Raw genomic sequence first — 15,122 nt, forward strand, 5'->3', positions numbered from 1 at the left:
GTCATTAGAAGTCTACTGTGTAATCATCACCTAACCATTTTTTACTAAGTTCACTTACCACTCCCTCTTTCTTTAATTCAACGATAGCTTCATCTAAGCGCTCCTGTAATGTCACTTCATTTTTATTGAGTAAAAAGTATACTTTTGAATTTAATAATGCGTCACCTACAACCTTTTGTTGTGCTTCATTGCTCTCGTTATAGTATCTGACTGCGAACGGTGTTGTAATAATGGCATCAATACGACCAGTAGCCAGTTGATTATTGACATCTACTGAACCAGAAGAATAGACGATATTCGCTCCTAAATTATGCTCTTTATTATATTTTTCAATAAAAACAGCGGAGTTACTCGTTGGTGAAACACTGATATTCTTCCCTTTCAAATCCTCAACGGATTGAATTTCTTTATTTTTCTCATTCACTGTCACCTTTAATGGGAAGACATTATACGGCTCTTTATTGAATAAAAACTTCTCCTGTCGTTCACTATTGACTTCCATTTGATGGGCAATAAAATCAATTTTCCCTGTCTCTAAACTTAGTAATAAATTGGAAAATTCCATTGTTTTAAACTCAAATTCATATTCTGGTAGCTTCTCATCAATTGCTCGAACAAGCTCCACGTCATAGCCCGTTAAATTGCCTTTATCATCTAAAAAGCAGATGTTTGGAAACTGTGTCCCCGTACCTACAATGATTTTTTGAACATCTTTCCCACCCTGTGCTGTATTTTGGGCACTCGCATCTCCATCTGATTTTTCTGAGCTTACGCAGGCTGTTAATAGTGCCGCTAGTACAAATAGTAGATAAAACGATATTTTTTTCATAAAATCCCTCATTCCTTCTGTTATGCATGTGAGGGTAAGCTCACAGCAAGTGCCTTCTGCAGGTGTTCTAAACCTATTTCTGTTACAGCTTGATAGATACCCGTTTCACTTGATCCAATTTCTACAACAGGTACATATCGAACACCATATTTTATTTCAAGGATGTCGCGGAACGTATCATTCGACGTGACATCCACCGTTTTGTATGCTATTCGTTGTTCCTGTAAATACGCTTTTATATCCTCGCAATAACTACAACCTTGTTTCGACCAAACAATTATCTCTACATTTTTTGTCATGATGATGACCTCCTTAGCTGACTGCCACTTTTTGCTGTAGCTGTAAATTAACTGGACTTAATAGTTCGAATGAGCGTTTACGTTCAAACTCCTTCAATACAGGAGTATGCAAAATGAATTCATCTACCTGATATTGAACATGAAAATCATCTAATATTGCTTTAATATCCTTAGGCGATCCATAGACAATATCTGCCTCATATTGTTTGACCGTATACGCCTCTCCAGACTCTTGACCAAATTTTTCAGCTAGCTCTATGGATTGTAATGTCAGTGTTCTACCACTCGCTAAATGCACCTTCGTAATTTTTTGATCCCCAATCAATTCCTTTGCTTCCTTTTTGGTTGGAGCTGCAATGGCTGCGATTGATATGGCGAAGTGGCCACTGGCATTATACTCACGATAGATACGTGCTGCTTGCGCTAATACATCATTGTCACTATTAATAAATCGAGCAAAGACAAATGCAATGCCGAGTTTTCCTGCAAGAGCAGCACTTTCTGGGCTAGCACCGAGTAAAAATAATGTTGGCTTTATCTTCGGAATCGGCGTTGCTTGTATACCATATAATTCGTGCTCTTTTGGTATTGATTGCTCCATTAATTGCTGTAAAAATGTTAGTCTATCTTCAAAATCGTCCCCTTGATTGAGCGTGCCATATTGTAATGCCTTTGTGGAAAGAGGTAAACCACCTGGTGCTTTTCCAATACCTAAATCCACTCGTCCTGGCTCCAACGCTGCCAGTACATGGAAGTTTTCTGCCACCTTGTATGGGCTGTAATGTTGTAGCATCACACCACCTGACCCGATATGAATGGACTTTGTCTTTGCCAATAAATAGGAAACTAATACTTCTGGCGAGGAACCTGCTAATGTTTCTGTATGATGGTGCTCCGACACCCAAAAACGTGAGTAACCTAACTGCTCCGCTTTTTGTGCAAGTGCCACTGTTTTTTGCAAAGTTTGTTCGTTTGTTGCACCCTCGATAATCGGACTTTGATCTAATATGCCTAATGTATAGCTCATCCAATGCCTCCTAATTTCTTTTATTCTAATAAATTTACTAGGTTTTTAGACAGACTGTGTGACATAGCGACTTTCTTTGAATGGTAATCCCAAATTCCCGCGCAGTGTTTCTGCCTCATAGTCTTTACGATAAAGTCCTCTTGCTTGTAAAATAGGCACGACCTTATCCACAAAATCTTCAAGAGCACCAGGCACTGTCACACCAATGATGAAGCCATCTGCCGCTTCCTTTTCAAACCATTTCTGTACAAGATCCGCTACCTGCTCAGCTGTCCCAAAAAAGGCTGTTTTAGGTGTAGCTTCACGTAAAGCAACCTGACGTAATGTAAGACCCTCTTGTTTAGCATATCGTTTAATATAATCAGTTGTACTTCTAAAGCTATTGGCTCCAATGTCACCTAGTTCAGGAAACGGAGCATTCACATCATACTGAGTAAAATCATGATGGTCGAAATAACGCCCAAGATAAGCAAGTGCACGGTCTATGGAAACTAGTTCAACGATTTCTTGATATTTTGCCTCTGCTTCCTCCACTGTATCGCCAATAATAGGTGAAATTCCTGGGAAGATTTTTACTTCATCTGGATTACGCCCAAATGCTGCCACCTCTGTTTTTACTCTTCTGTAAAATGTTTGCGCCTCTTCAATTGATGCACCATGTGTAAAAATAGCATCTGCATCCTTGGCAGCCAATCGAATGCCTGCATCTGATGACCCAGCTTGGAAAATAACAGGCTGACCTTGTTTTGACCGTCCAATATTGAGTGGACCTTGAACTGAAAAATAGGTCCCTTTATGATGTAAAATGTGTAATTTTTCTGGATCAAAAAATTGATCATTGTCAACGTCAGCAATAAATGCATCATCATCCCAAGAATCCCATAAGCCTTTGACAACCTCTAAATATTCTTCCGCAATTTGATAACGCTCTGCATGGTTAGGATGTTGGTCGATTGTTTTATTGTAGTTCAAAGCAGTACTTTCTAATGGAGTAGTTACTACATTCCAGCCTGCACGCCCCGCACTAATATGATCTAATGAAGCAAATTGTCTTGCCACTGTAAATGGTTCGCTATAGGAAGTTGAAACGGTTCCAACTAAGCCAATATTCTTCGTCGCTACAGCCAATGCTGATAAAATTGTAATCGGCTCAAAGCGGTTTAAAAAATGAGGGATGGATTTTTCATTAATAAATAAACCATCTGCAATAAATGCTACATCAAATTTCCCTTGCTCTGCCTTCTGAGCCTGCTGAATATAAAAAGGCAAGCTTACACTTTGATTACTCGCTACCTTTGGATGACGCCAACTAGAAATATTGCCCCCCACTCCATGAATGATGGCCCCAAATCGAATTTTATCCTGTCTAGCCATGTCAATTCCTCCTCAATCCTCATTATTTACTAAACTTAGTGGTTAAGTATGTTTTTGTTTAAAAATTTTTTATTTATGCTAATTCATAAATAAATTTGGATTGAAAATGATATTACAGTTCCTTTAGACAATATGCAATAGGCTACGTAATAGAAAAAATTTTAAGTTCTGAAAAAATATTTAATCAATGCCTTTCTTGCATGCTTTCAAATTGCTTAGCGGTCTCACAGATTGTCTGCCAAAAGGCTGTCGTCAACACCTCTTTATCTTTATAGGTTAAAAATATGTGTTGATTCATATCCAATAAATGCTTGACGTCTATCTCCACAAATTCACCGCTTTCGAGCTCCTTTTTGACGCAAAGATGTGGTAAAAAGCTAATATAGTTCTTTGTCCGAATAAATTCCTTTGCAACTTCTAAATGATCCGTACGTACTTCAATATTGGCTGTCACGCCCTCTATCTCAAACATTTTATGCACATAATTCCAATCAAACGCTCCACATTCAAAAAACACCATTTTCTGTTGGGCTAACTCCTTTGCTTGCATGCGTTCACGTTGTTGTAATAGATGATCACGATGTTTCACAAGTTTCACCGCATTGTTTAATAATAGCTCATTACTGATGCCATCTCGATGCACATATTGAATAAGACCTAGATGAATTTGATGGCTTTGTAACTTTTCTAAAATCATCGTAGTTGAACCTGTAATTAGTTGAAATCGCAAATAAGGAAATTGTTCTTTCCATTTCGGCAATGCATAGGCTAAGAAATACTGTGCTGTCACCCCATTTGCCCCAATACATACTTCATCTGTTTCCTGTGTTTCCTCTAATTGCTTCTTTCCTTGCTGAAACGTTTGGACAATTTGTGTAGCAAACGGTATAAAGTCTTTTCCTTTCTCCGATACGCTCACACTTCGCCCATCTCGGTAAAACAATTCAACACCAAGCTCCCTCTCTAACGATTTGATTCGTGCTGTCACAGTCGGCTGTGAGAGAAACAACGCATTGGCTGCCTTATGGGTACTTTTGTAATGGACAACATATAAAAATGCCTCGATATGGTCTATATTCACGAGAAGTTCACCCCTTCATACTTATTTATCCTATTATATAAATAATTCTTTATATTCTCTATAATTTATTGGAAAACTATGTTTTTAATTTTTATCAAAAGAAAAAGTAACCTAGCGTCTCCTAGGTTACTTTCATAGTGTTGAAAAACAAAACCATCCATAGAATTTATGTGAAAGGTGAAAAAGGATTTCCGTTGCAGGCTACTTGCTTTCCTGTGGGCGAGCGCCGAGCCGCTTCCTCCGTGCAGGGGCTCGCCCGTCTCGCTATTCCCACGGGAGTCAAGTAGCCTTCCACTCCAATCCATAAAATAAAATGTTAACTTTTTAGCAAAAAAGTGAAGGTATTCACTACTCTTTTATGGAGGGGTGTTGGCACACATCACTTCTCCACATTGAAAGTAAGAGGCTATCCTTTCTTAATAATATAAATAATGGGCTATTTTGTTCAGGAAAAGACACTTTTGCAGAATGGTTGATTGGAGTGGAGCCAGCGTCACTCCTAGGGGATTTAGCGTCACAGAGGAGACCCTGGAGCGAACGCAGTGAGTGAAGCGGCTCATCGGACGCCCCCTGGAAAGGACGCTGGCGGAACGGACATCAACCTCTCACCTTGCAAAGTTGGTTTTTCTGCTATTGATATCACCTTTTTTCAACAACATGAAAGTAACCTAGCGTCTCCTGGGTTACTTTACTATGTAGCGATGTCGCCATCCATCTTGACAACAAACATCGCGCGTGGTTTACAGCCCTCTGTCTGCGCTACCACTGTTATGTTATTCACTTGAACATCCTCTGCTGCGCAAGTAAACTCTTTTTATCGTACTTCTCAACTCGAGAAGCATATGTCCAAATTTAAGCAAGAATCGATGCCAGTACGGCTTTTTGTGCATGTAGTCTATTTTCGGCTTGTTCAAAGATATAAGAATTAGGTCCATCAATAACTGATGTTGCCACCTCTTCCTCACGATGTGCTGGTAAGCAATGCAAGAACATATAATTTGGTTTTGCGTAGGCAACTAGCTCATCATTAATTTGATAACCAGCAAAGTCTTGTAAACGTTTAGCCGCTTCTTCCTCTTGACCCATGGATGTCCAAACATCTGCATAAACCACATCTGCATTTAACACAGCTTCAACAGGATCATTTGTGATCGTAATCGTACTGCCATTTGCCGATGCAATCGCCTGTGCTTTGGCGATTACTTGCGCATCACACTCATACCCAGCTGGTGTTGCCACAGCGACATTCATGCCGACATGTGCAGAAGCTACGACTAGTGAGTGCGCTACATTATTGCCATCGCCTACATAGGCAATTTTAAGCCCTTTTAAAAAGCCTTTATTTTCTGCAATCGTTTCTAAATCCGCTAATGCCTGACAAGGATGATAAATATCCGTTAGTCCATTGATGACTGGAATAGCTGCATGCTCTGCAAGCTCCTTGACCATCGCGTGAGAATTTGCACGAATCATAATCCCATCTAAATAACCAGATAATACATGTGCTGTATCATAAATCGATTCACCACGACCAATTTGCAAATCGCGCGCATGCATAAACATACTTTTCCCACCTAATTGATTCATGCCAACTTCAAATGAAATACGTGTACGAGTTGAATGTTTTTCAAAAATCATGCCAAGTGTTTTACCTTCTAATAATCTTGGACATTTTCCCTCTTTTGTAATCATTTTTAGCTGTGTTGCTAGTTCAATCAGTTCTTGAACCTCTTGACTTGTATAGTCTAGCAATGTTAGAAGATCTTTTCCTTTTAAACTAGATACTAACTTCAACTGTACTTCTTCGAGTAATTTCATCGCCTTCGCTCCTTACATCGTTGCTGTTGAAATTAGTATATCATGCATAAATATAAAATCAACTGAATTTTTATAATTTATTTCAATTAGTAAGCACGAGACTTTAAATGTGACAAAAATTCGCCATATAGAATATTTATGCATACATTAAGATTCATCTATACTAATCTTTTAAAGCACAAAAAGGATACCTCCGTTTTAAGGTATCCTTTATATATTCTTTGCGTAACTAATAACTCATATGACAGGTGTTTTCCTGACAACTCTGTTCTAACTCCTTATAATAATCCTGTTTATTTTCATATGGGAAAAAGTGACTTCCGGAAAACTCTTTCAAATGAAAGGTATTAGTCGTGACAACTTGCCAATTTTTCACATTACATGCTGGTGCATCAGGATCATTCGTTCCACAATGTGCAAGAATCGGACCATGGAATAATTCATCTTGATAATCAAACGACTCATTCAAGCGATAATCATTTTTTACAATAGGTAAAATATATTGCAGCACTTCTTCATTTTCTAACAATTCATTCGGTGTACCACCTACTCTTTTTAACTCTTGAATGAGCTCACTATCGTCCATCGTTGTTTGATAGTCATCAGGAAAATCATCCTGTGGGGCATGGCGGCCAGCTACTATTAATAAATTCACCTTTTTCTTATATTTTTCTTCTAACAAACAGGCTGTCTTAAATGCAAGAATAGCTCCCATGCTATGACCATAAAAATAAATTCGTGTTTGGCTTGTCACTTGATGAATAGCCTCTGCAATTTGTGGTATGACATCATGATAATTTGTCATGTACTGTTCTTTTATTCTTGTTGACTTTCCAGGTAGCTCGATCGGAAAGACAGCTAAGTTCCTCTCCCATGTTTTCCAATTTTTAAAAATGGCTGCACTGCCACCAGCATGATGAAAGCAAAAAAGCTTACAAGGATGACCATAATCTAACGCTTTCACAAAAGGAAACCATTTTTTCACATTCATCATATCCATTCTTTTTCTCCCTTAATATCCCTCATTCTTAACGGCTCTCGTTCCTGTATACAGACTTTTTGGGACGGCCCCATTTTCTTCCCAATATTATTCCATAATTTACAAGCTATTAAATAATATTGTGTTGTTTGATTGAAGTAAGAACGACTCCAAATTTCTTCTGAAAATGTTATAAGAGAGCGTTCAACACTTTTTGGCCATACCTTTATATATAAATCTTCAAAGCTCGTATTTTGTGCAGGAAAGACAATCTCCTCAACCGGATAGCTTAAGAATTTATTGTCTCTTTTCTTATTAAATATAGTTGACTCGTTTAATGATGAGCTCATACATGGCATCCAGTGTACTGATCCATGCGGGTCTGGTAGATACAATGTTCCTCTGTTCGTTCCTAAAATCACTCTATGCAACAAATAAATATTACTTTCTGGATTAGCTAAATCCATTTGATTGAAAATGCGTAACGTCACTGGAATATCCCGGATTTGTCCAGATAGCGTATAAAAGGGATCATGCTCTGTATGATTATTAATTGGTTCAAGTGTACAAGTTTGTAAGCCCCCAAGTGCTTGTCCGATAATATCAAGCATTGGAAATAATACTTGGATACTACACGCCGCCTCTAAATAAATAATGTCGCTGGCTTCTCTTAATGTTTGCGCTGTTTGTAAAAAGGCATATACGGCATCAACATTTGGGTAAAAACTATTCAAGTGATACTTACAATTACCAGCTTTCGCACTTTTAATTAGCTTTAAATAATCATCTTCATGCACTGGATGCTCCTGAATAACATGTATACCTTTTTCTAAAAACGCTTGTGCAATGCTTGTCCCTGCTCCACCCACGATAGTCGATTTAACAACAACACAGGCAACATCCACCTGCTCATTTGTTATTTCATCCACATCGGTGTAAAGCGGTACATTAAATGTATTAGCAAGCTCTTCCGACTGTTTACTACCTTTAGATAAAATACCTACAAGCCTATAATGAGATGGTAAGTTTAAAATTGCCTGCACATAATACGCTCCAAATTTCGTACCACAAACCACTACCCTTAACGGTCTCATAATAGCCCTTCTTCCAACAAGCTTACATGATTTTCTGAATGTGAAGTGATGCTAAAATCTTCTATCGCACCCTGCACACGCAATTCTCGCATCACAATAGTAGGGTTTAATACGTCATATGCCCAATAAACACCATTTTCGTGCACCATTCCTTCTATAATTGCTTCTACAGATAATGCACAAATAATGCCACTAATCATAAAGCTATTTTGACTAAGTAATTGAGCTTTTCGTCGTATTGGCTGTTGCTGATACTTTCCAATCATTTCAATGATAACGGTGTACCATGTTTGCCGCACAGGGAATACAGTGAGTCTTTCCATCAATTCATCTATAATTTGATGTAAATGTTCTGATGTATTTTTCATCGCCAATCGTATACATGCTTGTTGTAATAATGAAAAAACAGCTTTATTTGGATACATATTATACCAATGTGCTTCAGTTATCTGTAGCTTTTTTGCGAGGCGGATGGTTTCATTTGTTATATACCTTTGAGTATAGATTTCTTTTTCCTCACCATAAATGGTGACATTTATTTTTTCTGGCTGTACAGTATCTCGTACTATTTCTTTATTCTTATAAAAGGCATTCGCTGTGCCAAATCCATAAATGGAGCTAAGCATTAAATCAGCAGCTGCTCCTTTACTATATGTTTCTTCACCACCTGCATAGCCGATTACTTTCTCTATTTGATCAAACCCTTCTTGAGCTAATAAACGAGGAAGAATCCCAGATAAACCGGGAAAACTTCCTGCTGAAAGAATCATGATATTCGTTAGCTCCTGCTGCATAAATTTTTTTTCCAACAAATCGGCACCAAATGCATCAACATAATGGGCTCCCACTTTTTTTGTAGCCTGTGCTACTCTATCAATAATGCTATACGATGGGCCTGCACAATTTAATACAATTGTACATCCTGTACAAAATGTCTCTAGCGCCTCTTGGTCATATATATCTACTTGCCTATAATCTATATATTCATGTGAGTGAGCATGTTCTTTATTGCCACTTCTACTACCACAGCGTAGTGGATATTTATCCTTTAAAAATCGTACAGCTGCTTGTCCAACGGATCCACTGTAGCCAATAATTCCTATTTTAAATTGATGGTTCATGACTAACTCCTTTAAGCAGTAAATGAGCAGTCTCTTTCACATATGGCTCTTGTAAACAGGTAATGTGATTGCCATTTATAGGTATAATATTCAAGTGACCAAATGTAATCTCTTTCCAAAATTCTTCATTTCTTGTACCCATGACTGGTAAAAAGGATGACGTTTTATCGATACAGCTAAATGCAGCTACATCTCCCATGAAAGGCTCTGTTCCATACGATACAACACCTTTAAAGCTTTGACAGAAAATTTGATATAGCGTTTCCATTCGCTGTTTTTGATAGGCAGAAATATCACCCTGCAAAGCTGGAACAGTCGTATATAAATCTACCAATCTTTGTTCAGGTGACTTACTAGCAAGCTTTTGATAACAGTGTGCAACTGGTGTGAACTCTCCCGTTAGTTCACATAAATCTTCAATCGTAATCATGTTCGTTTCTTTTTTGATTAAATCTTGTAATGCTTTTTTGAGTAATTCATCGTCAACAGCATGACCGCTTTTTTCAAGATCTGCACCTATTAATAAACCAAATGTTCTTTCCATTAATAAATCATTTCGAAGCTTGGCATCACACGGCGTAGTATCTATAGTTATGACCGGTTCAACTTGAACACCCTCTGCAAGTAACACCTTTGCTGTTTCAATAGCGATAAGTCCACCCATGCAGTATCCTATCAGTTCATAGCTTGCAGCATTTAGCTCTAACAATTGTTTGGCATATTTTTGCCCTAAACTTTGAATGAGTGATTCAGATGGATAGGCTAAATAATCTGCTTCATCGCCAAAAATAAACCCTGCTATCGTATCTTTGCGATTAGATTCTTCTATTAAATAAGGGAGCAATTGATTGTATGGTGTAAGTGTCCCTGTTCCATCATGAAATAGGACTTTCATGTTACCGCCCATTTCACCTTCAGCTAAAATAACGAAAGACGTTTTCTTATCTGAAGTAGTTTCATCCTGCACTGTTTGATGATTTTCCACTGAGTGACTTATCTTTTCTGCAATCTCTGCAATGGTTGGCGTTTGTAAAATCTCTACCATTAATTGATCCCACTCCCAATACTTCACCTCTGGTAGTGTATCTCTCATGGCGGCCACAATTTGTGCCACTAGTAATGAATCACCACCTGCTTGATAGAAGTTTTCATTACGCCAAATACTTTCTCGATTTAATGCCTTTGCCCAGATAGCTGCAATTCTTTTCTCTAAATCGCTTTGTGGGGATTCTCCAGATTGTGCAATAAATGGATTAGATGCTTCTAAGCGACTTTGTAACGCACCACGATCCACTTTACCATTTTCAGATAACGGTAATTCACGGAGTACTTCAATATGCGCTGGGAGCATATATGCTGGTAATTGTTCTTCTAAATATTGTTGAATCTCACTCGCATAAATTCGCTTGCGTTCACCTCTAAACTGACCAACAAATACTGCCTGATCGGCTGCTGATAATGGATCATTTGGGGTAGGATATACACCCGCTATCTCCATTTGTGCTGCTGCAAATAACTCATGCCACTGTTCACGATTGAAAAATACTTGATCATTATCTTTACGAAAATCTTCAAAATCATTTAGACCCGCATGAAATTCCATCGATGTAAGGAGGGAATAGTTTTCCCCTGTTGTATCCGCCACGATCAATGCCCCGCCTTCCACTGTCATTTCCTTAAAAGCCTGTAGCACTTGTGGTGCTTTTTTAGCATTGTGTAAAACATTATTACATAAAATCAGGTCAAAGGAAGATGCTTGAATTCCTTGAGACCAATAGGATTGATTGATATCATACAAACCATATGTAACCCACTTATAAGGTTCAAATGATTTACGTGCTTCATTTAAAAAGAATTGTGATAAATCTGTAAAAACATATTCTACATTTTTTTGATCTAATGACGGTATTAACTCTAAACTTACACCACCTACGCCTGCTCCTACCTCTAAAATTCGAAATGGTTTATTTGGATAACTCGCTCTAAATTCATCTATAATCGTATGAACAGCTTGAATCGTCACTTGATTTAATGAACGACTAATCAGATTGTCTTTATATGCTGCTAAGGCAATCTCAAAGCTGCCTTTTGGGAAAAATAAATCTAACGAATCTATTTCGCCCCGAAGTAAACCTAGAAGATGCTTACTTGAATCCTCAAAGTAATCCACAAGCTTTTTACCATATTGCATTTTTTCCTCAATTTCTCTCCATTGTAGCCAAGATATTGCTGAAGCATTATGCGGTAAATCTGTATGAATTAGATAATAGTTTGTCGTAGCTGGATTTTGCTGAATAAGATTCTCTTTACATAACACATTCAGCCATCGTCTGAGTAGCTGATGATAATAGGGATGAACTTTCACAATTTGCTGAATCTCACTAAAAGAAAATTCTCGATCATCTATAAATATATCTAAGTCCTGGAATGTTTTCATAATATCTAGGACGGCTGTCCAATTGGAAATTGTAGACCATTGTGCAAATAGCTCGCGATCTACAGCATGAGTTGCTCGATCTCCAGCAGTCTTCACTATAGCTGCTAACTTGTCTGAAGGAACGAAGGTTGTGACTTCATTTGTATTTTTTCTTGCTTGCGCGAATGCTGAAATACTAAATTCTTTTGCTGCCGAGTCCTTACTTGCAATAACGGCAGCGTGCTCTATCTGCTGCATCCGTTGTAGAGAGCTTTCAACTTCGCTTAGTTCAATGCGGTGCCCATGAATTTTTACTTGCGTATCTTCTCTTCCCAAAAATTCAATCACACCATCTGGTCGGTATCTGCCTAAATCGCCAGTGGCATATAACCGTTCTTCTGTGTAAGGATGGATTATAAATTTCGCTGTAGTATTTTTTTCATCGTGTAGATAGCCAGTGGCAAGCCCCTCTCCTCCAATATATAAATCACCAATTGTCCAGTCAGGGCATTCTTCTAGCTCCTTATTCAACACATAAAAATTTTGATTGGCCAATGGCTTACCATAAGGAATGCTATTTTTATAAGCCGTATTCATATCTATTGGATAATAAATAGACCAGATGGCTGCTTCTGTAGCTCCACCAAGACTGATAAATTGCGCTTCTTCAAAATAATGTGCCATTTGTTTAGGTAATGTAACAGGTATCCAATCACCAGATAAAAATACTAGACGCAATACGTTATGAAGAATTGTTGTCGTATCCTGCATATAAGCGGAAAGAAGTTGCATTTGAGCTGGTACTGAATTCCAAATAGTGACCTGCTGAGATGTTATAAGTTCCAGCCAATGTTTTGGATCTTTATGACGTTTATGCTCTGGTAATATAATGCTACCACCAACACTTAATAAGCCAAAAATATCGTATACGGATAAATCAAATGCTAAATTAGCAATGGCTAAAACTCGATCATGCTCTGTTACATGGAAACGCTGATTTATATCCATTATTGTATTTAGCGCCGCTTTATGACTGACAATAACGCCTTTTGCTTTACCTGTACTGCCTGATGTATGAATAATGTAAGCTGGCTGCTCAACGTCTACACGTACAGGAACTAATTGTGCTTCTGATACAACGTTTAATTGCTCGACACTAATAAAAGAAAGAGCATCTTGTTCGTATAATTTACTAGAATGACTATGACTTAAAATAAATGTGATTTGCGATTCATTGATAATATCTTTCTTCCGTGCAATCGGTTGCTCTCTCTCTAAAGGTACATACACGCAACCCGCTGTTAATGTTCCTAATACAGCAGCAATTTGCCAAATCCCTTTCGGTAAATCAATGGCTACAAAATCCCCTTGCTGTACACCTTCCTTCAGCAATGCCTGTTGAATAGCAAATACATAGCGACCGAGCTCCTCATATGTAAAATATTTGCCATCTGCATAAACAGCCCTATTTTTAGGATATTGTGTAATGGCATCTAGCACTTTGTCATACAGTAATCCTTTAGGTAAATTAACTGTTGTATTCTTTATTTCATTTCTAACCTTTTGCATTGCTTCTGGTAAGCCTATCACATTGCGATCAGTCCACGCTCCCTCGTTATTTGCCAGGTTTGTTAGGTGATCCACAAAAAACTGAAAAGCAGTATCCATTAAACCATTTGGAAAAATGCCCTCTCGTACATCCCAATTTATCAATATCCCATCTGGTTGTTCAGATACTTGACAATCAATCCACACTTGAGGAGTCTGACTAATTTTATAGGCTAGCTTCAACTTAGGCTCATTATCAGACATATGGCTATTTACCTCAGCACCTAATGTGCTTGTATAAACAACAGGAATAATAACATCTCGATTGCGCTGTCGCTTTAATTCACGCAATACCTCAATTCCTGAAAAGTCTCGATACTCTAAATCTGTCCAGAGCTGCTGTTGAATTTCAGCCGCATGCTCATAAAAAGCTCTATCTCTTTTTGCATATATTTCCAATAGATTAATCGTTGTAAAGTCTCCAACTATATCATGAATTTGAGCATGAATAGTAGGACGGTTAAGCATCGTAATATTCAAGCAAAAATGCGATTGTTTTGACCATACACCGATAATTTCAGCAAAAGCCGTCAATATAATACTAGATGGTGTTAGTCGATGCTCTTTTGCCTTCTGACTTAAACTTTGCCACTCGTGTTTCGGTAATAAAAAATTAAATTGTTCAAAACGAATGGTATGACTATCCATTTTGTCACTTACAACTGGTAACTCTGGCGCTTCTGGAAAAGTCTCTAAACGGCTAGTCCAATAATTTTTAGCTTTGTCATAGGCTGCCGATCGATTATATTTTTGTTCATATTGTTGGGTCATGACATCTCTAAATTGAATGTCTAAAGCTGGTAATGGTGTATTTTCTGTATAATAAAAGTGTTCTAATTCAGCTATTAATACATTGATACTGACAAAATCCGCAATTAACATATCAATGGATAGATGAACAGTACTTTGATTCTTTTGCTGTGTCAGGACGAGGTCGTACAACGGCCACTTATCAGGAGCATACTGTTTAACAGATAGCTCATTTCTTACTTGTAATAATCGTTGATTTGCAGCTTCAGGTGCTTCCTCTGTTAAATCAATAACCTGTAAAGCTGGAAGCTCTACATTTTCTAGTACTTGCTGATAGCCCTCCTGATGCACTATCGCACGAAGCATATCATGACGCTTTATGACATGATGCCATGCCTTTTCAAGCTGTATAGGATCAAAAATAGTACCAACTAGTTCAGCATATACTTTACAGCCTACTCCACCGTAATGATAATTGCCGCTTCTTCCTACTAAATAGGCTGATTGAATATCTGTAAGTGGAAAGGAATCATAACGTCTTTCTGCATCATGGGTGATTGGCTGATGTTCTTTTTGTAAAAAGTCAAGAAGCTGCTCTTTATGCTGTCGTAACCGCTCTTTCCGTTCATGTGTAAGTACACCAGTTGGAGCCTTAAAATGCAATTTCCCATCTTCTACCCAAAGATTTACGCCCAATTCGCGATACTCTGCTACTAATTTTTTCAT

10 protein-coding genes are annotated in these 15,122 nt (G+C 38.0%); all 10 read right to left on the bottom strand.

Going from position 1 to position 15,122, the window contains the following annotated elements:
• Positions 1 to 4: 4 nt before the first annotated feature.
• The 10 genes from MHI22_RS09805 to MHI22_RS09850 all read right to left on the bottom strand — a co-directional run bounded on the left by MHI22_RS09805 (position 5) and on the right by MHI22_RS09850 (position 15,122).
• Entirely contained in the window at positions 5 to 829 is an 825-nt protein-coding gene (locus MHI22_RS09805) for a transporter substrate-binding domain-containing protein (RefSeq protein ID WP_089934420.1), read from the bottom strand.
• A gap of 20 nt (positions 830 to 849) precedes the next feature.
• Positions 850 to 1,128, bottom strand: coding sequence for a glutaredoxin family protein (locus tag MHI22_RS09810; protein WP_036128274.1), 279 nt, complete (start codon positions 1,126 to 1,128; stop codon positions 850 to 852).
• 13 nt (positions 1,129 to 1,141) lie between these two features.
• Entirely contained in the window at positions 1,142 to 2,155 is a 1,014-nt protein-coding gene (locus MHI22_RS09815) for an LLM class flavin-dependent oxidoreductase (protein WP_340809308.1), read from the bottom strand.
• A gap of 45 nt (positions 2,156 to 2,200) precedes the next feature.
• Positions 2,201 to 3,529 (bottom strand): LLM class flavin-dependent oxidoreductase, encoded by a 1,329-nt coding sequence (locus tag MHI22_RS09820; RefSeq protein WP_036128276.1) that lies wholly within the window; start codon positions 3,527 to 3,529, stop codon positions 2,201 to 2,203.
• A gap of 184 nt (positions 3,530 to 3,713) precedes the next feature.
• On the bottom strand, positions 3,714 to 4,610 hold the full coding sequence (locus MHI22_RS09825) for a LysR family transcriptional regulator (protein WP_036128277.1): 897 nt from the start codon (positions 4,608 to 4,610) through the stop codon (positions 3,714 to 3,716).
• Positions 4,611 to 5,462: 852 nt separating this feature from the next.
• A complete protein-coding gene (gene argF / locus MHI22_RS09830) occupies positions 5,463 to 6,428 on the bottom strand; it encodes an ornithine carbamoyltransferase (protein ID WP_036121573.1) in 966 nt (321 codons plus the stop codon).
• A gap of 229 nt (positions 6,429 to 6,657) precedes the next feature.
• Positions 6,658 to 7,428 (bottom strand): thioesterase II family protein, encoded by a 771-nt coding sequence (locus MHI22_RS09835; protein ID WP_271910663.1) that lies wholly within the window; start codon positions 7,426 to 7,428, stop codon positions 6,658 to 6,660.
• Positions 7,419 to 8,501, bottom strand: coding sequence for a Gfo/Idh/MocA family oxidoreductase (locus MHI22_RS09840; RefSeq protein WP_340811846.1), 1,083 nt, complete (start codon positions 8,499 to 8,501; stop codon positions 7,419 to 7,421). Before MHI22_RS09840 ends, MHI22_RS09835 begins: the two co-directional genes overlap by 10 nt.
• The gene (locus MHI22_RS09845; RefSeq protein ID WP_271910667.1) at positions 8,498 to 9,622 is read right to left on the bottom strand and encodes a saccharopine dehydrogenase NADP-binding domain-containing protein; all 1,125 of its coding nucleotides are present in this window, start codon (positions 9,620 to 9,622) and stop codon (positions 8,498 to 8,500) included. Before MHI22_RS09845 ends, MHI22_RS09840 begins: the two co-directional genes overlap by 4 nt.
• Positions 9,606 to 15,122: an amino acid adenylation domain-containing protein gene (locus tag MHI22_RS09850; protein ID WP_340811848.1), complete on the bottom strand. Its 5,517-nt coding sequence runs from the start codon at positions 15,120 to 15,122 to the stop codon at positions 9,606 to 9,608. Before MHI22_RS09850 ends, MHI22_RS09845 begins: the two co-directional genes overlap by 17 nt.

Source organism: Lysinibacillus sp. FSL L8-0312, from assembly GCF_038003285.1.
GTDB lineage: Bacteria > Bacillota > Bacilli > Bacillales_A > Planococcaceae > Lysinibacillus > Lysinibacillus fusiformis_D.

Bases quoted from the DNA above. Each gene is read 5' to 3' on its own strand.
- MHI22_RS09805 (WP_089934420.1), bottom strand. From the start codon at position 829: ATGAAAAAAATATCGTTTTATCTACTATTTGTACTAGCGGCACTATTA.
- MHI22_RS09810 (WP_036128274.1), bottom strand. From the start codon at position 1,128: ATGACAAAAAATGTAGAGATAATTGTTTGGTCGAAACAAGGTTGTAGT.
- MHI22_RS09815 (WP_340809308.1), bottom strand. From the start codon at position 2,155: ATGAGCTATACATTAGGCATATTAGATCAAAGTCCGATTATCGAGGGT.
- MHI22_RS09820 (WP_036128276.1), bottom strand. From the start codon at position 3,529: ATGGCTAGACAGGATAAAATTCGATTTGGGGCCATCATTCATGGAGTG.
- argF (WP_036121573.1), bottom strand. From the start codon at position 6,428: ATGAAATTACTCGAAGAAGTACAGTTGAAGTTAGTATCTAGTTTAAAA.
- MHI22_RS09835 (WP_271910663.1), bottom strand. From the start codon at position 7,428: ATGGATATGATGAATGTGAAAAAATGGTTTCCTTTTGTGAAAGCGTTA.
- MHI22_RS09840 (WP_340811846.1), bottom strand. From the start codon at position 8,501: ATGAGACCGTTAAGGGTAGTGGTTTGTGGTACGAAATTTGGAGCGTAT.
- MHI22_RS09845 (WP_271910667.1), bottom strand. From the start codon at position 9,622: ATGAACCATCAATTTAAAATAGGAATTATTGGCTACAGTGGATCCGTT.
- MHI22_RS09850 (WP_340811848.1), bottom strand. From the start codon at position 15,122: ATGAAAAAATTAGTAGCAGAGTATCGCGAATTGGGCGTAAATCTTTGG.